Source organism: Psychrobacter sp. NG254 (assembly GCF_015277735.1).
In the GTDB taxonomy this organism is placed as follows: Bacteria; Pseudomonadota; Gammaproteobacteria; order Pseudomonadales; family Moraxellaceae; genus Psychrobacter.
The window spans coordinates 14,873-36,009 of the sequence record NZ_JADHDA010000004.1 but is presented as its reverse complement, the minus strand read 5'-3'; the positions used below and the strand labels follow the sequence as shown (position 1 = coordinate 36,009).

General features: G+C 42.9%; 19 protein-coding genes and 1 tRNA gene. 14 read left to right on the top strand and 6 right to left on the bottom strand.

The window, feature by feature from the left end; all coding sequences use genetic code 11:
- Positions 1 to 33 precede the first annotated feature (33 nt).
- The 3 genes from IP510_RS07670 to IP510_RS07660 all read left to right on the top strand — a co-directional run bounded on the left by IP510_RS07670 (position 34) and on the right by IP510_RS07660 (position 2,236).
- The gene (locus IP510_RS07670; protein WP_194364203.1) at positions 34 to 1,221 is read left to right on the top strand and encodes a tRNA nucleotidyltransferase; all 1,188 of its coding nucleotides are present in this window, start codon (positions 34 to 36) and stop codon (positions 1,219 to 1,221) included.
- 31 nt (positions 1,222 to 1,252) lie between these two features.
- The gene (locus IP510_RS07665) at positions 1,253 to 2,065 is read left to right on the top strand and encodes a pteridine reductase (RefSeq protein WP_194364202.1); all 813 of its coding nucleotides are present in this window, start codon (positions 1,253 to 1,255) and stop codon (positions 2,063 to 2,065) included.
- 94 nt (positions 2,066 to 2,159) lie between these two features.
- A tRNA-Ile gene (locus IP510_RS07660) sits at positions 2,160 to 2,236 on the top strand.
- Between the two features lie 159 nt (positions 2,237 to 2,395).
- Here IP510_RS07660 and IP510_RS07655 read toward each other — a convergent pair.
- A complete protein-coding gene (locus IP510_RS07655; protein WP_010199744.1) occupies positions 2,396 to 4,078 on the bottom strand; it encodes an NAD-dependent malic enzyme in 1,683 nt (560 codons plus the stop codon).
- 565 nt (positions 4,079 to 4,643) lie between these two features.
- On the opposite strand from IP510_RS07655, the gene IP510_RS13950 reads away from it, so the two are divergent.
- From IP510_RS13950 to IP510_RS07635, 4 genes are all read left to right on the top strand, one after another.
- Positions 4,644 to 4,868 (top strand): IS3 family transposase, encoded by a 225-nt coding sequence (locus tag IP510_RS13950; protein WP_413786472.1) that lies wholly within the window; start codon positions 4,644 to 4,646, stop codon positions 4,866 to 4,868.
- A gap of 74 nt (positions 4,869 to 4,942) precedes the next feature.
- Complete coding sequence (locus IP510_RS07645) at positions 4,943 to 5,638, top strand: VIT family protein (RefSeq protein WP_194364200.1); 696 nt, start codon at positions 4,943 to 4,945, stop codon at positions 5,636 to 5,638.
- A 157-nt stretch (positions 5,639 to 5,795) separates the two neighbouring features.
- The gene (locus IP510_RS07640; RefSeq protein WP_194364199.1) at positions 5,796 to 6,497 is read left to right on the top strand and encodes a DUF1003 domain-containing protein; all 702 of its coding nucleotides are present in this window, start codon (positions 5,796 to 5,798) and stop codon (positions 6,495 to 6,497) included.
- A 509-nt stretch (positions 6,498 to 7,006) separates the two neighbouring features.
- Complete coding sequence (locus tag IP510_RS07635) at positions 7,007 to 7,918, top strand: haloalkane dehalogenase (protein ID WP_194364198.1); 912 nt, start codon at positions 7,007 to 7,009, stop codon at positions 7,916 to 7,918.
- Positions 7,919 to 8,086: 168 nt separating this feature from the next.
- On the opposite strand, the gene IP510_RS07630 is transcribed toward IP510_RS07635, so the two are convergent.
- A complete protein-coding gene (locus tag IP510_RS07630) occupies positions 8,087 to 8,671 on the bottom strand; it encodes a TetR/AcrR family transcriptional regulator (RefSeq protein ID WP_194364197.1) in 585 nt (194 codons plus the stop codon).
- A 134-nt stretch (positions 8,672 to 8,805) separates the two neighbouring features.
- Positions 8,806 to 9,486 (bottom strand): glutathione S-transferase family protein, encoded by a 681-nt coding sequence (locus IP510_RS07625; RefSeq protein WP_194364196.1) that lies wholly within the window; start codon positions 9,484 to 9,486, stop codon positions 8,806 to 8,808.
- 219 nt (positions 9,487 to 9,705) lie between these two features.
- Here IP510_RS07625 and IP510_RS07620 point away from each other — a divergent pair, with 219 nt between their 5' ends.
- From IP510_RS07620 to IP510_RS07590, 7 genes are all read left to right on the top strand, one after another.
- Positions 9,706 to 9,996 carry a putative quinol monooxygenase gene (locus IP510_RS07620; RefSeq protein WP_194364195.1) on the top strand — a complete coding sequence of 97 codons (291 nt, stop codon included), beginning with the start codon at positions 9,706 to 9,708 and terminating at the stop codon, positions 9,994 to 9,996.
- Between the two features lie 477 nt (positions 9,997 to 10,473).
- A complete protein-coding gene (locus IP510_RS07615; protein ID WP_194364194.1) occupies positions 10,474 to 11,028 on the top strand; it encodes a carboxymuconolactone decarboxylase family protein in 555 nt (184 codons plus the stop codon).
- Positions 11,029 to 11,154: 126 nt separating this feature from the next.
- Positions 11,155 to 11,808, top strand: a complete 654-nt coding sequence (locus tag IP510_RS07610; protein WP_194364193.1) for a DsbA family protein — start codon at positions 11,155 to 11,157, stop codon at positions 11,806 to 11,808.
- Positions 11,809 to 11,893: 85 nt separating this feature from the next.
- Positions 11,894 to 12,769 (top strand): glutathione-dependent disulfide-bond oxidoreductase, encoded by an 876-nt coding sequence (yghU, locus tag IP510_RS07605; RefSeq protein ID WP_194364192.1) that lies wholly within the window; start codon positions 11,894 to 11,896, stop codon positions 12,767 to 12,769.
- Positions 12,770 to 12,947: 178 nt separating this feature from the next.
- Positions 12,948 to 13,490: a peroxiredoxin-like family protein gene (locus tag IP510_RS07600; protein WP_194364191.1), complete on the top strand. Its 543-nt coding sequence runs from the start codon at positions 12,948 to 12,950 to the stop codon at positions 13,488 to 13,490.
- Positions 13,491 to 13,834: 344 nt separating this feature from the next.
- The gene (locus IP510_RS07595; RefSeq protein WP_194364190.1) at positions 13,835 to 14,809 is read left to right on the top strand and encodes an acyltransferase; all 975 of its coding nucleotides are present in this window, start codon (positions 13,835 to 13,837) and stop codon (positions 14,807 to 14,809) included.
- Positions 14,810 to 14,924: 115 nt separating this feature from the next.
- A complete protein-coding gene (locus tag IP510_RS07590) occupies positions 14,925 to 15,668 on the top strand; it encodes a hypothetical protein (RefSeq protein ID WP_194364189.1) in 744 nt (247 codons plus the stop codon).
- A gap of 146 nt (positions 15,669 to 15,814) precedes the next feature.
- Here the strand turns inward: IP510_RS07590 and IP510_RS07585 are convergent, their stop codons facing one another.
- The 3 genes from IP510_RS07585 to IP510_RS07575 all read right to left on the bottom strand — a co-directional run bounded on the left by IP510_RS07585 (position 15,815) and on the right by IP510_RS07575 (position 20,931).
- Positions 15,815 to 16,984, bottom strand: a complete 1,170-nt coding sequence (locus tag IP510_RS07585) for an HlyD family efflux transporter periplasmic adaptor subunit (protein ID WP_194364188.1) — start codon at positions 16,982 to 16,984, stop codon at positions 15,815 to 15,817.
- A gap of 2 nt (positions 16,985 to 16,986) precedes the next feature.
- Complete coding sequence (locus tag IP510_RS07580; protein ID WP_194364187.1) at positions 16,987 to 19,314, bottom strand: type I secretion system permease/ATPase; 2,328 nt, start codon at positions 19,312 to 19,314, stop codon at positions 16,987 to 16,989.
- A gap of 72 nt (positions 19,315 to 19,386) precedes the next feature.
- Positions 19,387 to 20,931, bottom strand: a complete 1,545-nt coding sequence (locus IP510_RS07575; RefSeq protein ID WP_194364186.1) for a TolC family protein — start codon at positions 20,929 to 20,931, stop codon at positions 19,387 to 19,389.
- Between the last annotated feature and the right edge of the window lie 206 nt (positions 20,932 to 21,137).

The window sequence follows — 21,137 nt, the reverse complement described above, 5'->3', positions numbered from 1 at the left end:
CAGTAACATTTTGCTAAATAAATAGAGGCTTTTATGCAGATTTACCTTGTGGGCGGCGCGGTACGTGATCGACTCCTGAAACGTCCGATCAAAGATAAAGATTTTGTCGTCGTTGGTGCCACCGTGGCAGAGATGATTGACGCAGGGTTTCAACAAGTCGGTGCTGATTTTCCAGTGTTTTTGCACCCGACCAGTCACGAAGAATATGCCCTAGCACGCACAGAACGTAAGCAAGGCTCAGGCTATAAAGGCTTTAGCATAGATGCCAGCCCTGATGTGAGCTTAGAGGATGACTTACAACGCCGCGACTTGACCATTAATGCCATGGCAATAGAAGTCACCAGCCTAAATGATGATACCCCTATCAATGGTGACGTCATTGACTATTATGGTGGACTGGTTGATTTAGAAAGAAAAACTTTGCGCCATGTATCCACTGCATTCAGCGAAGACCCATTACGCGTGCTACGAACGGCTCGTTTCTATAGTCGTTACTATGATTTGGGGTTCAGTATCGCAGAGGATACCTTGACGCTAATGCGCCAACTGGTCGATTCAGGTGAGCTGACACATCTAAGTAGCGAACGCATTTGGCAAGAGTCCAGCCGTGCGACTATGCAATTATCGCCCCAAGTCTACTGGCAGCAGCTGTTCGAAATCGATGCACTGACAGAGTATTTTGCACCATTGCATCAGGCTTGGGCTGATACTTCAATACGAGAGACCGTACATACTGCGCTATATTTCGCAGGGCAAATGAAATTGAACTTGTCACAGCGTTGGGCACTGCTAATGAGTAGCCTTAATCCATCTCTATTTACCTCAGAGCCTATAAACAAAAACGCGAACAAAGCAGCCAATATAAAAGGCATCAACGATATAGGCAACATGACCAAGGTACCAAAAGCACACACCCAATTTGCCAATTTGTTTGTAAAACAAGCCGAAAATCTCAGCAAGATAAATAGCCTGAGCGCTGCTGGAAAAATCGACCTGATACAAACTTGCGGGGCTCATAAAGAGCCTGATAAATTGTCTCAATTACTCGTGTGTAGTCATGTATTACAACTGGCCTTACAACACCGTCAAATGATGATAGCGCTAAACAGTTTTCATGCAGTTAATATGGCTGATATTGAGCCAGATCTGCGCGGCCCAGCGATTGGTGCAGCGCTGCGCCAATCTAGAATTGAGCATTTGCAAGCGCAGCACTTATATTAAAAAAGCTTAAAAAGTAGGTAGGAATGTCATCATGAGCCAAGATTTAAATGGGTGTTCATCAGAGCGTACTGACGCTAGTGCACCCGTCATGCTTGTCACAGGGAGTGCCAAACGTATTGGTGCCGCTATCATTACAGCTGCTCATAGCAAAGGTTACCGCGTCATTATCCATTGTCACCGTAGCATAGAGGACGCTACTATCTTGGCTGACCAACTCAATGCATGTCGTGCTAATAGTGCTTTAATCGTTGTTGCTGACTTAAGTATCGTCAATGACGACAGCGCCTTGGATCTGTTTGTTCAAAATATTATGGACGCCTTTGGCCAGCTCGATGTACTGATACACAATGCATCGCGATTTTATCCCAGCCCGCTTGGTCAAATTACCCATGCACAGTGGGACGAGCTGATGTTGACCAATGCCAAAGCGCCTTTACTGTTGAGCCAAGCACTACTACCCTATCTTAAACAGCAACGAGGTTGTATTGTCAGCTTATTAGATATTCATGCGCAAGACAGACCCTTTAGCAATTATGCTGTCTATAATATGGCAAAAGCGGCTCACCGTATGATGGTACAGTCGTTAGCATTAGAGATGGCACCAGATGTACGTGTAAATGGCGTCGCACCAGGGGTGAATATTCTTCCTGATGCTAATAGCGATCAAGCGATTGCTGAGGCGCAGCAGCAAAATATCATCGCCTCTATTCCTATGCAGCGCGTCGGTACACCTAATGATATTGCTCATGCTGTGCTGTATTTGGTGCAAGCCAATTATGTCACTGGTGAAATGATTACTGTTGATGGGGGTCGCAGCCTGACATTGGCTGGTGGTCAGGTTTGATAAAAAATAGCATTTTATAAAAAATATCTTGATAATGGCCCATTTTTTGCTTGAAAAATTCAAAAAATAAGGTATCATTGTCCGTCTAGCGTTAGGGCCCATAGCTCAGTTGGTTAGAGCAGAGGACTCATAATCCTTTGGTCGTAGGTTCAAGTCCTACTGGGCCCACCAAATTTATAGTGCAAAAAAAATCAGGCTTGTTCGCAGCGATGCGGCAAGCCTTTTTTTATGGGTTTTGAACGATATAATATATTCATGACACCCTATAATAAAAAAGCCAAATGCTACCTCTAACGGTAACATTTGGCTTTTTGTGTGTACTTTATAAAATTAGAAAGAGGTACGGCGATAATTACGGTATGTCGGTAACCAAAAATTGGCTTTTAATTGACGCTCTAAATTCTCTGCAGTGACAGGTAGTGCCAATTTATCTTCAATCGCTTGTTGTGCGACTGCATAGGCTATTTTTTCACTGATCTCTCTAATAACTCTAATTGGCGGTAAGATGGCACCTGGTGCTTTTTCGTGTTCCATAGATATATCTGCAAGTGCTTGGCTTGCCGCCATCAACATATTATCGCTAATGCCCGTCGCACGTGCTGCTAAAACACCCAAACCAATACCGGGGAAAATATAGCTGTTATTACACTGCGACACCTCAAAAGTCTGACCCTCATAAGTGGTATGAGGAAAGGGGCTACCAGTTGCAATAATTGCCTTACCTTTGCTCCAATTAGTCACTTCTTGCGGCGTTGCTTCCACACGAGACGTTGGGTTTGACAGCGGTAATACAATCGGATGTTCCGTATTAGCACATAGCGTTTCGATCACTTCTTGGGTGAATAGACCTTTTTGTCCACTGACGCCGAATAATACGGTTATTTTTGCTTGTTTAACCACTTGCGCTAAACCAAGTTTCTTACTTCTATCCCAGCTTGCAATAGCGGATTCTTTTTGCACTAACGGCTCTTGGAATTTTTGTAGCTCTGTCATGCCATCAGTAAGCAAGCCATAACGATCAACCATAAAGACTTGGCTGCGAGCTTGCTCTTCAGTCAACCCTTCACGCTGCATTTGGCGAATAATATGCTCAGCAATACCGCAACCAGCAGATCCTGCGCCTAAAAACGCGATATTCTGTTGGCTAAGCTTTTGACCTTTATTCAAGCACGCGGCAATCAAGGTACCGACTGAAACAGCAGCAGTGCCCTGAATATCATCATTAAAGCAGCATAATTGGTCACGATATTTATTCAATAATGGTGTCGCATTCTCTTGGGCAAAATCTTCAAATTGTAATAATGCCTCAGGCCAGCGGCGCTTAACGGCTTGAATAAACAAATCTACAAACTCATTATATTCATCACCCGAGATGCGTGGATTTCTCCAACCCATGTACATAGGATCGTCAAGCAACTGTTGGTTGTTGGTGCCGACATCTAACAAAATTGGTAGGCAATAAGCGGGGCTGATACCACCACAAGCCGTATATAACGACAATTTACCAATGGGAATACCCATACCGCCAATGCCTTGGTCGCCTAGGCCTAATATACGTTCACCATCGGTGACAACGATTACTTTCACGTTTTGTTTGGTGGCATTTTGCAGCATGTCATCGATTTTGTGACGCTCAGGATACGAGACAAACAAACCACGTTTGCGGCGATAAATCTGAGAGAATTTTTCACACGCTTGCCCAACCGTTGGTGTGTATATGAGCGGCATGACCTCTTCGATATGCTGTTCAATCAGATGATGAAATAAGGTCTCATTGGTATCTTGGATGTTACGCAAGTAAATATGCTTATCCATATCATTAGTGAATGAGCGAAGTTGATGATAAGCACGTAATGACTGCTCTTCAATCGTCTCAATATTATGAGGCAATAAACCCGTTAAATTAAAGCTATCACGTTCTTCTGATGAAAAAGCACTGCCCTTATTTAATAAAGGGGTTTCTAACAATGCTGGTCCAGCAAAAGGGATATATAACGGACGTTTGGTTTGCATAATAAAATCTTCTTATTAATTATTGAAGGTATATGAATAAAATTTAATGATTTGAATGGTTTGACTATTTCATCGAACTCACAGTCATTATTCAAGTTGATTGAGCGATGCTAAAACAATCGTGGCAGTACAATGGATTGATCAACCCACCACTTGACAGCAAGTGTATCACGAGCAAGAAAGTACAGAGCGCTAATACGAAATTCAAAGTCGAATCAATCAATAAGACAGCGACTAATAATGCGCACTTAAGTACAAATCTTTGGTAGCCAGAAGTAGTGACTGAAGCATCATCTCATTGGCAGAATAAAGCCTGTCAAAGCACGCTTTTCACCGCAGCACCCTATTATACTGGAGTTATGGCAATTCTTGAAGCAATCAAATAAATCACACGTCGATTAAATCAAGCGATAACAGACAGAAACAACCTCAAAGATGGGATTTACCATAGCGATAGAGATGGTCAGTATCTGTTCATTCGCTACCCTTCTAGTATGACTCACTCTGGCATTATTGCTTCAATGCATTGACTAAAATGGTCAATGACCTTTATTAGACTAAAGTAATTCATTATTTAAAAGAGAACTGCAATAGCGTTAACGATGTTGAATTGGCAGTTCTTGAATGGGTAGACTGCCTCAATAAGACTCGTCTACATAGTAAGGTTGGTTATGTGTCACCTTTTAAGTTTGAAAAGCGCTATGATGATCATTTAACCCTGTCAGGCATTGCTGCTTGCCTCAAGTTAATCAGCCTCCGACAAAGTCGGGGCGGTTCAGTATTCTCTTAGACCTCTGTATGCAGAATGTATGTTAAAGAATTTGAATAATGCTGAAATCCATATATTAATATTTAAGGGTATTTATGAATCACTCTATTCATAATGAGGCACACCTAAGTAATCGTAATCATTGGTTGCGCGCGGCGGTGTTGGGTGCAAATGATGGACTGATCTCAACTGCCAGTTTATTAGTTGGTGTTGCAGCGGCAAACCCAAGCAGTCAGACGTTATTACTGACAGGGATGGCTGCACTAACCGCAGGTGCGCTATCGATGGCTGCTGGCGAGTATATTTCAGTGTCCTCACAAGCAGATACTGAGAAGGCTGATTTAGAAAAGGAGCTTTACGAGCTGACTCATAATGCTGAACGCGAGATGCTTGAGCTGACGAAAATTTATGAGACTCGTGGACTTGATCATGCCTTAGCGCATCAAGTTGCCATCGCCTTAACAGAGCACGATGCGCTTGAAGCCCATGCTCGTGATGAGATAGGCTTGACCGATCTTAGCCAAGCAAAGCCGATTCATGCCTCAATTGCTTCAGGCTTGTCATTCATCGCAGGCGCTATACTACCTATTCTTGGTATTTTGATATTGCCAGCGCAATCACTAGTCTGGTCGTTAGCGTCTATAACTTTATTGGGATTGATATTACTAGGTGTAGTGTCAGCACGCTTGGGCGGCGCGCCTATCATTCCGGCTACTGCTCGAGTAGTGGTTTGGGGTGTGCTTGCCATGCTAGCCACATCGTTGATCGGACGCTTATTTGGCGTAGCATAAATACATTTATATAAAACCCTGTACTTTATAATTAGAGTAGGATGCTAAGGGTCAGAACTTTTCAAGCAATTGAAAGGCATAAATACCAAACATAACGTATTTTGAAGTATAAAAATTATAAGTTTAGAAGACTATAATGATGACGAAGAGTGTAGCTATGAGCGAAAACAATGAGTTGCATCAATGTATTATATGCAAACTAAAGTATCCGATAGACAGCCTTATACCTCTAGGCACCGTACGGAAAGTGGTTATGGCAGAGATTTCACATGACTTTCCAGAATTTTCATCAAAAAGCTATATTTGTCAGACAGATTTAAGCAAATATCGCATGCAATATGTCCACTCTTTATTAAAATCAGAGAAAGGAGAAGTAACTGATCTTGAGTACGAATTGATCAAAAGTATGCAAGAGCATGATTTAATCACCAAAAATACTGACAGCACGCTAGATCAAAACTGGACTTTGGGTGAACGATTGGCAGATAAAATTGCAACTTTTGGTGGTAGTTGGTCTTTTCTCATTTGCTTTGCTGTTTTTATAACGGTTTGGATTACTTTTAATACGATGGTTATGGTGACACGTCCAGCTGATCCTTATCCCTTTATTCTGTTAAATCTAATACTATCGTGTATTGCAGCTATTCAGGCGCCGGTAATTATGATGAGCCAAAATAGACAAGAATCAAAAGACAGATTGCGCTCAGAAAACGATTATCAAATTAACCTCAAAGCCGAACTTGAAATTCAGCATTTACATGAAAAATTGGATCACCTGTTGATTCATCAATGGGAAAGGCTGGCTGAAATACAAGAAATACAGCTCGATTTATTGTCTGAGATGGGCAAAAAAGATTAGGATAATGCGCACCTTCCTATAGTTGATTCAGTTTAAAAAAGAGTCAAGGCAACCGAGTACAGATGTATAGGTGATACTTCAAGCGAGGTTGACGCTGTCACTCTTTTATAAAGGATTGACGATATTTGAGATAACTCTGAATCCATGTCAAGTAAGTAAAAGCTTCAATGTTTAACGATGACCTATGCAAGAGCGCTAATATTAAAGACGTCACACAATATCCAGACGATTTAGAATAACTGAATAAAAACGTATACCTCTGAAATCAAAGAACGGGCCGTCCACATGCTAATGGTTTGCAGTGGCCAAGGTTTATACGCTATAGTCTTCATTGATGGTATCTGATAGCCAGTGACTTGCATATAATACAAATAGCCTTTTAGATCCTAATCTCTACTCTGTCAGTGCTGTGTACCTACAAACATGAGCGTACCAGCATCCATTCTTCAACCAATTTTTTGACATCCGTGCGAGAACGCACCGTTATTTATCCCACTCAAGGACGATATATGAAAGCACTTAGGACACCTGATTCGTGTTTTGCTAACTTGCAAGATTACGATTTTGAACCGAACTATCTGATGGTCGATGATACTGAAGGCGGTGAGCTGCGGGTGCATTACCTCGATGAAGGCCCAAGCGATGCTGACCCTATCTTGCTATTACACGGTGAGCCTTCTTGGTCTTATCTGTATCGCAAAGTCATTCCGATATTAACAGCAGCAGGACACCGTGTGATTGTGCCAGACCTTCCTGGTTTTGGACGCTCAGACAAGCCCGCCTCACGTACTGACTATACGTATCAGCGCCATGTTGACTGGATGCAATCGGTGCTCGATCAATTAAATTTAAAAAACATCACGTTGTTTTGTCAGGATTGGGGCGGTTTAATTGGTCTACGCTTGGTAGCAGCACATCCTGATAAGTTTGCTCGGGTAGCGGCTGGTAATACCATGCTTCCTACTGGTGATCACGATCCTGGCGAAGGGTTTCGTAAATGGCAGCAGTTTTCGCAAGAGACGCCTCAATTCAATGCAGGAGCGACTATCAAAAGTGGTACCACAACGACGCTGTCACAAGCCGTACTGGATGCTTACGATGCGCCATTCCCCGATGAGTCTTATAAAGAAGGCGCCAGACAGTTTCCGTTGCTTGTGCCCACTACACCAGATGATCCCGCTTCAGCAAACAACCGTGCCGCTTGGGTCGAGCTGAGCAAGTGGATAAAGCCTTTTATCACACTGTTTAGTGATTCTGACCCAGTGACTGGTGGCGGTGATCGAATCATGCAAAAGCTCATTCCGGGTACCAAAGGTCAAAACCATACGACCATTGTCAACGGCGGTCATTTTCTGCAAGAAGACCAAGGCGAAACGTTGGCTGAGCTGTTGCTGAAGTTTATCGAAGATAACCCAGCCTAATACATCTTATTCATCACTGTCTTGATATATTAATAGGTTAAACATAGCATCAAAAAACCGCACGCTGTTTAGCGTGCGGTTTTTTATGAGGCATATAACTACTTTTGTAAGAGAAAGAATTATATTGATGAGAAAAGCAAATTTGTGGTCGATATAGTAGTAAATTTCTTACAACATGTTCTTAAAAATACCGTCAATATATCTTTCTACTGCTTGTTGATCACTCGTCACTTGAGCATAAGTACGTAGACCGATGATTTGAATCTGAAGATAACGTGCCAGCTCGATCGGGTCTTTATCTTTGCCAATCTCGCCACTATCGACAGCTTGTGCAAACAGCGTGGCAAATGATGCCTCAATACCTTCTAGAATGCTAGTGGCATGAGCCAGCAATTCTGGACTGTCATTCTGAGTGAGCTCAGCGACTGTCTTTACAATCATGCACATACCACTTGGCGCCGTGGCTTTATTACAGACAATCACTGTATGAATAAAATACTTTAAGCCGTCAAGTACCGTGTCTTTTTGCGCCATGCAATCAGCCAAGCGCTTGGCACCTTCTACGGCATAACGATTGAGCGATTCTGTAAACAATTTGTCTTTACTGCCGAAAGCTGCATAAATACTACCCGGGTGCATGTTCACCACATCTTGCAGGTTTCGCATTGAGGTTGCGTGATAGCCTTTTTCCCAGTAGAGATTTTTTGCTTTTTCAATCACCTCATCACGATTGAACTTTATCGGAGCACTCATAATTTTCACCTTAATATCTTTGCCTTAACATCTATGTTAAGGCAAAGTTTGTAGAATCAACCTTAGGGCATGCCCCAATCATTGGTTTTAATCACTTTTTATATTATAAGACTTATTCAGCTTTTTTGCTGTGATTAGCTGTTTTTGTCAAAGTTTTGCGGATAAAGCGCGCGTGCAGCCACGTCATCAAAATCAGTTTTGAAATCAATACCTTTAGGGATATCACGGGCTTTTTGCACGGCAGGACGGGCATCAATACTAGCAAACCAACGCTTTAGATTCGGGTAATTATCTAAGCCGCCCTCGCCCAATACAAATGTCGCCTTATCAATCCAGCCCCAAGTAGAAATATCAGCAATTGAATAGCTATCGCCGACCATATATTCACGGCCTTCTAAATGCGTGTCTAGCACTTCGTAGTGACGCTGTGCTTCACGCAAATAACGATTGATGGCATAAGGGATTTTTTCTGGCGCTTTGTGTTGAAAGTGTACCGATTGACCAGAAAAAGGACCTAGCCCTGATGCGACAAACAGTAGCCATGACAGCATCTCACTACGATCTTCTGGCTGCCCTGCCAGCAATCCTGTTTTTTCAGACAAATACATCAAAATAGCGGTAGAGTCGAAAACACGTTTGCCATCATCTTCAAGGGCTGGCGTTTTGGCATTTGGGTTAATAGCACGGTACTCAGGCGTATGCTGCTCTCCTTTTAGCGTATCTACTGCCACAAGCTCGTAAGGCAGCCCAGTCTCTTCGAAAAACAGTGCTACTTTCATTGGATTTGGGGTTTGATGGAAATACAACTTAAACATAATCTTATCCTATTAATAAGTGGTAGTCTGATGACTATAAAAGGGGTAAGAGATAACAAAAAATAGGCATCGTGATCTGAAGCATTTTCTTATTGTCTGACAAATACTATAGCCATAAATGAACGTACGTTCAAGTAGTAATATATTGATATGATCAATTATGTACCCATACAGGCTGCACTACCCATCCTATTAATGAATGATAATAAAGGATTAAAAATGTCTACATTAACGGTTATTGCCCATATAACGGCAAAAGACACTAGCATCGCCCTCGTAAAGTCTGAGCTCGAAAAACTGATACCAGTGACACGTAGTGAAGAAGGCTGTATTCGTTATGACCTATTCCAAGATAACGACGAACCGACTCACTTTATGTTTCATGAGAGCTGGGCGACGCGCGAGTTATGGCAAGTACATATGCAAAACCAATCTCTAAAAGACTTTTCAGCTGCCACAGAAGGTAAGGTGGAATCATTTGTTCTACATGAGATGACACAAGTTAATTAATATCGTCTCGATTCCTTGAGTATTAGAGTCACGATATATCGGTAACCATAAGGAGAGCGATACCCTGCTCTGTTTTTCTGTTTCCTTACTAACACTTTAAGAGGGCAGTTCGATTAACTATCTGAACATTATCAATCTTCTCAACGCCCAATAATAACTTTTCTCTTGTTATTTTCATGTCATTACTTACACAGTGTTACTTTATTAAGTCATTGATATTTATAGCATAACTATAATAAAACTGAGAAGTGTAATCGCACCATTACAATTTACTTGAATGATTACTCAAATAATTATTGAGCGACTGCTCAATATCCTTTATAGTAGTCTCTATTGACTCGCTTACTAAGCAAAAAAGTCGCTGATTTTGAGTAATCACTCAAGCCAATCAGTACATTGAAATTGGTGACTGCTTTAAAGCTGGCATGAAAACTCTAAAACAAACCAAATCTTACACCTATTATTAGGAATAATATTATGACCGACTTTACCCTTCACGATAAAGACAGCGCCCCAGAAGAAAGCAAAGCACTACTTGACGTATCTATCAACGCTTTTGGTATGGTGCCGAACCTACATGCAGTCATGGCTGAAGCGCCAGGTTTACTAGAAGGCTATCAACGTCTGCATGAATTGTTTTTAAACAGCAGCTTTGACGATGAAGAAACCACTGTCGTATGGCAAACCATCAACGTTGAACATGCTTGCCATTACTGTGTACCTGCGCATACTGGTATTGCCAAGAGCATGAAAGTAGATGACGCTATCACTGATGCACTACGTGATGAGACACCACTACCAACAGCACGCCTAGAAGCCCTTCGTGATTTCACGCTTTCTGTGGTTCGTGGTCGTGGTAACGTTGATGATAGCGCAGTTCAAGCGTTCTTGGATGCTGGCTACACCAAACGTCAGATTCTAGAAGTTATCCTAGGTGCTGCTCAAAAAGTCATGAGTAACTACACAAACCATCTGGCCAATACCCCAATCGACAAACCATTCCAAAAATTCGAATGGCACAAAGCTGACTAATCTATTTAGCCGTTTACGATAGCTCAATTTACGGTAATATAGTTTATTTGATGTTTTCATACTGTTGTTCGAAACATCTTCGGGCAGCAGTTTTTTCGTTTTAACTTATCGCTAATGAGGGATCATATGCAGCATTCAGAAAAACCATTACAAATAGATATTGTGTCAGACGTTGTATGCCCTTGGTGTGCGATCGGTTATAGCCAATTGGCTGAAGCATTAAAGCAAACCAACACACCTTATGAGATACACTGGCATCCGTTTGAGCTAAATCCTAACACGCCAGCTAAAGGACGCAACTATCGTGAGCACATCATGGAAAAGTACGGCAACACCGCTGAAGACGTTCAAGAGAACCGAGATAGAATGACAGCAGCAGGTGCAGAAGTCGGTTTCAACTTTCAATTTACCGATGACTTTCATACCTACAATACATTCAACACCCATCAGTTGCTACATTGGGCAGATCAGCAAGGGCGCATGCATGACCTAAAACAAGCATTGTTCATCGCACATTTCGTCGATAATCGCAATGTAGGTGACAGCACTGTGCTTGCCGATGTTGCCGCCAGTATTGGACTCGATCGTACTGAAGCGCTCGACGTCATCGAAGATCAGCGCTTTGCTGAAGACATACGTCAGTCGGTACAACACTCCAAGCAGCAAGGCATTCAAAGCGTACCATCCGTTATCTTTAATGGTCGTCATTTGGTGAGCGGTGCCCAAGGAGTCGAAAATTATAAAAACATTCTAAAGCAATTGGCGGACATGCCCGACTAGCGTTGGCATTCAAAAAACCAAAGCTAAAACCACCCGTTCGCACCTATCTCATACTGCACCTATCACTTAAAAAGGTATCATAATTATGTCAAATTCTACTCATTACGAGCCGCCCAGCGTTTGGACATGGGATGCAGAAAGTGGCGGTAAATGGGCCAGTGTCAATCGCCCTATTGCTGGCCCAACGCATGAGGCAGCTTTGCCTCGTGGCAAACATCCTTTGCAGATCTATTCAATAGGAACACCCAATGGTCAAAAAGTGACCATCATGGCGGAAGAGTTGCTAGCGTTAGGCGTCACAGAAGCTGAATATGATGCGCACCTTATCCAAATTGGTGAGGGAGATCAGTTCTCATCAGGATTTGTGGATGTCAATCCAAACTCAAAAATCCCTGCCTTGTTCGATACTGATACCGGTAGCCGTGTATTTGAGAGTGGTGCCATCTTATTTTATTTGGCTGAAAAATTTGGGAAATTACTGCCCAAAGATGCCGCCGCCCGTACCGAAGCAATGAATTGGTTGTTTTGGCTGCAAGGGTCTGCGCCTTATCTAGGTGGCGGTTTCGGACACTTTTACTTTTATGCGCCAGAAAAGTTTGAGTACCCTATCAATCGCTTTACGATGGAAGTCAAACGCCAATTAGACGTATTGGATCGAGAGCTGGCAGAGAACCGCTATTTGGGCGGAGATGAGTATACGATTGCTGATATCGCCACTTGGCCTTGGTATGGCAATCTGATATTAGGTGAGGCATATAATGCAGCCGAATTCTTGCAAGTTGAAAGTTATAAAAACGTGCGCCGCTGGGCAACCGAGATTCTTGAACGTCCTGCTGTACAGCGCGGCCGCAAAGTAAATCGTACGTGGGGCGAACCATCCGAGCAGTTACATGAACGTCACGATGCGTCAGACTTTGAGTTAAAAACCCAAGACAAGATAGATGCTCAAACAGATAAATAATATTTTATATCAAGCAATAGCCACCTAGTTTAAATAGATTTATTAGGTGGTTTTATAACCAATGTTAACGTTTTCCATGACTACTTTGGATTACTGTAAACATTCAATACTTTTACATTTATGACTGTTAAGGTATGAATGTAAAAATGATAAAAACACCACTAAAAAGGATAATATTATGTCAAACGATTATGCACAAAAAATTCAAGCTGGCGCTACTTTCCCTGAAATGGAAGTGCAAGTGCTGAACGGAGAAATGACTCAGTTAGGTCAGCCTAAAAATGGTCATGATTGGAAACTGGTCGTGGTCTATCGCGGCAAGCATTGTCCAATTTGCACCAAATATCTGAATACGTTAGAGACTGTTCTGCCTTCATTTTATGACAACGGTGTTGACGTGATTGCCGTATCTGGTGACAGTAAAGAGCAACTAGAAGGCCATTTGAATGATTTAGACATCAGCTTCCCTATTGCTTATGGTCTCACTGTCGAGCAAATGAACACGCTAGGTCTATATGTCTCTGATCCACGCTCAGAAAAAGAGACAGATCATCCATTTGCAGAGCCTGCTGTCTTTGTCATCAATGGTGATGGTAAGATTCAAATCGTTGATATCTCAAATGCGCCTTTTGCAAGACCGGATCTTGAAGCATTGGCAAACGGCTTGGTTTTTGTTAGAAAGCCAGAAAACAACTATCCAATTCGCGGTATGCACCAATAAGTACTATTAGTTTGATAATAAATGGCCAGACATAGCACCTTGTTATCTTTGACTGTTTGGCTAATGCACAAATAAGTAAGTAAAAAACGATAAGGGCGTATTGAGGAGAATTCTCAGTACGCCCTTATTTTTGCCTGTTTTTTCGCTATTCTTTTCTTATCTAGGATTTATCATTGGACAACCTATCTATTTTATTCTAGATGGACTATAAGATATCTATTATATAAGATAATCTGTTGTGTATTATTTGTTGTCAACAGTCGTACACTGAGATTTATTTCTGCTAAAATCATACCGTGATATTCTCAACACCTCATCCGCAGTATGAGCAAAAAGGATTTAATATGCGATTGAAATCGATCGTTCAAAAACTACATGAACGTGCGCCTATATTGGGCAAAGCTGCCTCACTTACCACCGCCACTAGCGTTATTACCTTTAATAGTATGCTGGCTGGACTGCCTATCTGGGTGATGGGTACAACCAAAGCCATCACTGGTGCTGCCATTGCGGATAAAGCGGTCATCGATGTGACCAATTACTGGATCAATAGCAATAATGCGCTGATCGATAACGTATTGCCAAAAAAAGACTGGCGCATCAGTTTGCCTGACGACGTGCATATAAATGGTAAGTATTTACTGATGAGTAACCATCAGTCATGGGTCGATACTAGCATCGTGCAATATATCAGCGAAAAACGTTTGCCATTGACGCGGTTTTTTACCAAGTTTGAGCTCATCTATATTCCAGTCATTGGTCAAGCTTTTTACTTTCTTGATTTTCCAATGATGCGCAGACATTCTAAAGAAGCCGTTGCCAAAAATCCTGCATTAAAAGGCAAAGATATCGAAGAGGCAAAACGTGCCTGTGCATTGCTAAAAGACAAACCATTCACACTATTGAATTATTTAGAGGGCACACGCTTCACTCCTTCTAAAAGCAAACAACAGAACTCACCTTATACCCACTTACTCAAGCCACGTGCGGGCGGATTGTCACTTGCTATCAGTGCATTGGGCGAAGAGATTGATGGTATTTTGGATATGACGATTGTCTATCCTGATGGCGTGCCTACTTATAGTGACCTGTGGAAAGGCAATATCAAACGTCTGGGCGTCGATGTACGACATATCGAGATACCTCCAGCGCTATTTACGGCTATTAAAGAAGGTGGCTATGAAGCAGACGAAACCATAAAAGCGCAAATGTTTGAATGGGTCGAACAGATATGGCAGCAAAAGGATCAACTCATCACGGACATGCTTGCCGAATTTGAAACCACAGATGAGACTAAGGGTGCAGCCAAAAGCGCCTAGCAGATACTAATGGCCATCTACTTTATTGTTTGATAACCTTATAATATGCTGCTTGTTTGTCTCTCTATGGGCTAAATAATGACAAGCCCTAGCTTAAACAAGGTGACGCCATACAATGATAAAGTTCCGTGAAAAATGGTTTTGGGCATTATGTCTGGCTGTATTGGTACATGTAGCCGTTTTTTTCATTTTTTATATGAACATGAATAAGACAGACTCGTTAGACGTTGCTAGCAGCAGTATAAATAAAGACGAACCCTTGGCTATTAACAGCCAAGACTCGTCTGTTCCAGATAAAATCTATACCACCACACTCAAAAGTACGACAGCACCTGACAGTACAGGCTCTGACAGTGGTGATACTGCTGTCAATGCTGCTGATCGTACAGGTACTGACACATCCAGCCGTACCGAACTGACGAGCAGTAACAAAGAAACATCTGCTAGCACGTCAAGCAGTATTGAAGATAACGCTCAAAAACCAGCATCTACTGCTAAAAAAACTGCTCAAGAAAATGATCTCCCTACTCAAAAAAGTGCACGTCAAAACAACAAGCTTCTAGAAAACCAATTGAATGAAAACACTCAATCTATAGTGACAAACTCTAATGAAACCCTAGAGACGTTCAGAAATAATGCAGGACTATTGGATATCGACGTTCCCACACGCCAAAGTAATGTCAAACTGGATAAAGACTATTTGTCTGCAAAATCTGAAGTAGAGGAAATCAACAATCAATTAAGCTCAGCCATCAATGAAGTCAAAAAACGCAATCAGCAAAAAATTGATAACAGGCAAGCGTTACGAGATGAGACAATCATTCAAAATAATCAAAACTCGATAGAAAGTTCTGAATGAAATTCTTAGTTTCAAACGTAGGATGCGTGCTCAGTTTACGCACATAATGCCAGTCTATATAATGCAAAAGCCCCAGTCACTGACTGGGGCTTTTGTTATATCTGTTCAGCGTTTATAGCTTTAGCAATTAAGCACTTATCCTTGTACTATCGCTCACCCAGACCCTCTGATAAGGTCTTAGTGATCGGCTTAGTTAGGTAAGACAATACAGTTCGTTCCATCGCTTTGATATCCACTGATGCCGTCATACCAGGCTTGATGACAATTTCATCACCGCGACCTTTAAACTCAGCACCATTAATCACGATCAGTACGCGATAGTAAGGCTCTTCTCCTTTTGGCGTTTGCTCCATCAATGTGTCTGGACTGATATAGTTGACCGTGCCCCTCATCGCCCCAAAAATAGAATAGTCATAGGCATCAAGTTTGACCGTCGCATCTTGCCCTTCTCTAACATAAGCAATGTCAGCAGGGCTGACCTTGGCATCGATAACCAAATCACTACTGGTCGGTAAAATCTGCATAATGACCTCACCTGGCTTGACCACACCGCCGATAGTAGTGACATTGATATTCTTAATTTTCCCATCTGTGGGCGACATCAAACGCTTTTCTTCTAAAACTTGCGCGCGGTCTCGTAACTGTTCAAGCTCAGTATCTAATTCCTCCTGAGCTTTGGTCATCTCAGCCTGTGCTTCTTCAAAGTACTTGTTGCGCTTGTTATTAATCTGCGCTTCGATATCAGCAACTTGGCGGCTCAGCTTGATGACATCAGCCTGACTGACATCGCCATACTTGAGTAATGGCTCATTCATGCTCAGCTCTTGTCGAGCCAGTACTAGCATTTTTTCAAGAGAAGACACCTCTTCATTGATGGCCTGACGGCGTCGATTGTAGAGCGCTCTTTGGTTTTGTACATATTCAGGATATTGCTGTACCCCTTTAGGAAACACCAATGGTTTTTCGAAAATTTCAGCATTTAATCTCGCCAATTTCGCGGTCAACGCCGCTGTTTTAGACGCTGAATTATCGACAGCAGCTTTGGCACGTTCTTCTTCTAAGACAACCAATAGCTGCCCCGCTTTGACCTCTTGGCCTTCTGAGACCGCAAGCTTGGTCAATACGCCGCCCTCTGATGCTTGAATCTCTTGCGTGCGAGCGCTGGCAATGACGGTTGCTTGTGCGCGAGTGACTTGATCAATTTTGGCAAATGATGCCCAAACAATCAAAGCAATGATACCAATCAAAGCGATCCAAATACTCAATCTTGAACGATCAACTTTGGGCTTGGTGGGTGTGTACTTATACTCTGACATGCCTACTTCCCTTGATCGTCTGTTGGTTTTTTAGCACTGATGGGTTTTACACTGATGCTTTGCACTCTAGATCTAGTAGGCGTTGAGTCATCAGCACCCTCTTTTGTCGATTGTTTGGTCTTATCAACGATTTTGTCTTTTTGCTGTATGGTCGTCTTGTTTTTTACTTGATCATTTTTTCGGAGTTCATCGAGTACCGCCTGTTTTGGGCCATCGATAATAATACGCTGATTGTCCATGATAATAAGACGGTCAACCAAATCCAGTAATGCGGTTTTGTGGGTAGACACGATGAATGTCTGCCCCTTCGTCAACTCCTGACGCAGCACTTGTAGGCAGCGCTGCTCTTGGCGATTGTCCATAGAAGCGGTGGGCTCATCTAATAAAAACACATCAGGTTTGGTCAATAGTAATCGGGTGAATGCCACCAGTTGTTTTTGTCCTCCTGATAGACCTTTACCACCTTCACTAATTGGTAAATCAAGGCCGCTTGAGTGGCTAGACACCAAGTTAATCAGCCCCGTTCTATTCAACGTATCTTGTAGGATATCATCGTCGGGTGCAGCCATACCAATCAATAGGTTCTCACGCAGGGTTCCTTGAAACAATCGATGGTCTTGCTGCAAATATCCCAAACGTTCGCTCAGCGTATCACGGCTGATTTGGTGGATATCCAACCCATCCAATAACACTCGACCTTCTGTAGGCGCATACAGACCTGCTAGGACTTTGAGCAATGTAGACTTGCCTGAGCCAATCGGCCCAAGTATCGCTATACGCTCCCCTGGTTTGATCACTAATTTTGGCACATTGATGGCTGGTCGATCATTGCCTTGGTAGTTGAATGTCATGCCATCACACTGATAGGCACCTTTAATATGTGTGGGCGACAACGGGTAGGCAACGCCTTGATTGTCTTGCTCTAAGGCAAATAAACTCTCGATATTTGATTTGGCCGCCTTAGCATGTGCATATTGTACCAACAGACCTGGTATGGCCATCACTGGTGCGAGCACCCTACCACCGAGTATCGAGCAGGCAATCAATCCGCCCATGGTCATATCGCCTTGCATCACGACAAACGACCCGACGATCACGATACCGACATAACTGGTTTGCTGTAGCATCTGCGTAAAATACGTCAGATTGTCGTTGGCATGCTTCATGTCCAGATCATTTTTGATCGTGACATCCATCACATTGAGCCAACGCGACAGAAACTTCCAACTGCCCGCGCCTGCTTTTATGGTTTCAACGCCTTCCACAGCCTCGACGAGTAAGCCTGTTTTGTAATAAGAAGCCTTGGCACCTTCTGCTGCAATCGCATCAATACGTTTGCGTGCGATCAATCCCATCGTGATAGCGATGACCGCAGCAATCACCGGTACGACTGCAACTAAAGGAGAGCCGATAAAAGCGATCAAACTGATAAAAATAATGGTCATGGGCAAATCGACCAATCCGAACAATGTACTGGCCGTAAAAAAGCTGCGTACTTGCTCATAACCGCGGAGCTGCGCTGCCATTGAACCTACTGACCCTGGCATCTGATCGATACGGACTTTAAGTAGACGTTGAAACACTTCTCGAGACAGATACTGATCGAGCCCAACGACCACTTTATCCATGATGCGTGAGCGTGAGAATTTCATGAACGCTTCGAATATAATGACCAAGAACACGCCACTTGCCAAAATAATAAGTGTGTATTCGCTACGTGTCGGTATCACACGGTCATAAACCTGCATCGAAAATAGCGACACAGCCAGCGCGAGCATATTGATCAAAAATGTTGCAATAACTGCTTCAACAAGGATGCCTTTATAGTTGCCTAAATCAGACTTGAGCAAATCAGAGAATGAGGCTTTTCGCTGCTTAACATGGTCGTCTTGTAGACGAATACGTAATACCAATGACAGCTCATCGACACGCGTATGCACTTGCTTATCTGCTTGTCTAAAATTCCAGATTTTTTGCGGGGTTTGGCTGTCGATCACGCCCCAACCGATATCTGAGCGATAAGCCAATAACGGCAGAAACGCGGCATCAGGCTGCTCTAATATTTCAGGCGTATCTGTGATACCAATACCTTTGAGTACTGCAATGACACCGCCCAACTCATGAATGCTTTGGCCTTGTCTATCCGATAGCTCACTGTGGCGCTTAACAACATCATGAAGCCGTATGTTATCGACAGGATAACCTTGCTGCCCAAGCAAATGTTTAATAGCATCTGTCAGCGTCTCGGTAAAATTCGGCTCACTTGACTGTGGCAATGCGTCATGATGACTCACAGGCTGAGAGGATGTCGTTTGTAAAGGTGCACTCATATGAATCACTTATTTGATATTTGAGATAATTGCGTATCCAAGATACTGTAGACGATCTTATATGACGTTTTTTTAATTGTTTGCCATATCGCCTTGGTCGGTTATCGGTGTAATACTATAGTCGTCATTTAACATGAGGTATTCGCCATTATTCAAACTTTGCTCTGCCGTCTCAGGTAAGTTAATCTCAACATACTCTTCTGCTGTGTTTTTACCATAGCCAAAGTTTTCACTAGCCGCAGCCGCGTGTTTGTCTTGCTTCTGCAACCATTCTTTGACAGAGGCTGTCGGGCTAAATAAGGTTACAGGCTTACGATTATGAGAGAACTGTTGCCACGGCATCAGACCAAAATCTACTTGCAACCGATAAAAAGCACCGAGTATCTCCGCACGAGTCTGTACCAGTTGCACCTGATAATCATTGTGCTCACGCACCGCATTGAGTACCTCAAGCCATGACTTACGTCCTGCAATGAACTGTCTGCGATAGGAATTCACCACAATCTGTGCCCCTGCAACCGCAGCCACCAGCGAGGTCTCTCGATCCTTGGCGCTCACAAATTGCTGGTACTGTACTTGAATTTCCTCTATGACATTACGGCGAGCTGCTTCTTGAGACTGTATCAAGCTATTGACTTCTGCTTGTGAGGCACGGGCGAGCGCAAAGTTAGAAAACCCTGCCCCTGGTGCATAGCTTAGCCCCAATGAAAACTGACCATCGTTTTCTTTATTTTCGTGATAGTAAGCATGTTCATACTGAGCATAGACGGTCGGGTATCGAGACGCTTGCTGCGATTCGACACCTTGTTTAGCAGATTCGATTTGAAAGTGCTCTTTTACAACGGTGGGATTATAAAACCCCACCCGATCAAACGCCATTTTCTCAAAATCAACGGCCTGTCTCTTGGCCTCACTCACCAATACTTTGATGTTTGGTACGCTCGTCGAGCTCAATTGAGACAAGGGTTGACCGATGATTTGCTCAAGCCTAGCAGCGGCAATTCGTTGCTGCTCGACTGCCGCCTGATAAGACGTTTGCTCTTGTAAGATCCTATTGGTCACCAGATCCAATTCGATACGAGCGGACACGCCTTGACCCACGCGGCGCTGCATCATGGCCTCAAAATCATCAAGCTCTTTTAAATTATCGATATGCACTTGTTGCTTGTTGACGGCTTGAATGTAGCTTTGCCAAGCCTCAATAGTCGTTTTGGCCACGAGGTTTTGTTGCTCATAGACATACTCTACCGCAGCTTTGTCATCAAATATGGCTTGATTGACATCTGCTGTGAGCTTCCCCCCTGTCCATAACGGCTGACGAATGGTCACCTCTGAGACAAAGTCATTGTCTCGATCGTAACCTGAGCTCACGCTTGGCGTCGGTAAAAGATTCAATTTGGCGGCATTGATTCCTTCCGTGGTCGCTTGTTGGCTCGCTCTGGCCGATCCAACTAAAGGGTGCATTTGAACTGCTTGAGCAACCAGACTGTTGATCTGCAAATCTTGTACTGCCGCTTGCGCTGTCATAGTAAAGCACATACCAGCCACCATAATCGCGATATGATGACGCACTGATAGGCTACAAAATAGCTGCTTTTTATTTAACAATTTTTTCATATGAAGTTTCAGTGGTTGGCCTTGTGAAGGTGCTTTTAACGAGATGTTTAGTGTTTATGCAACAAACCTTACTAAATTTGACTTGATAAGGCAACGAGAGAATCAATCAAACGATGTTCGCTATATTATTCATCATAAAATAAACGTGATGGATTTTTGATATAAATATACTAAAACCTTCTTTCACTTAATAATTTTGCGAAAAA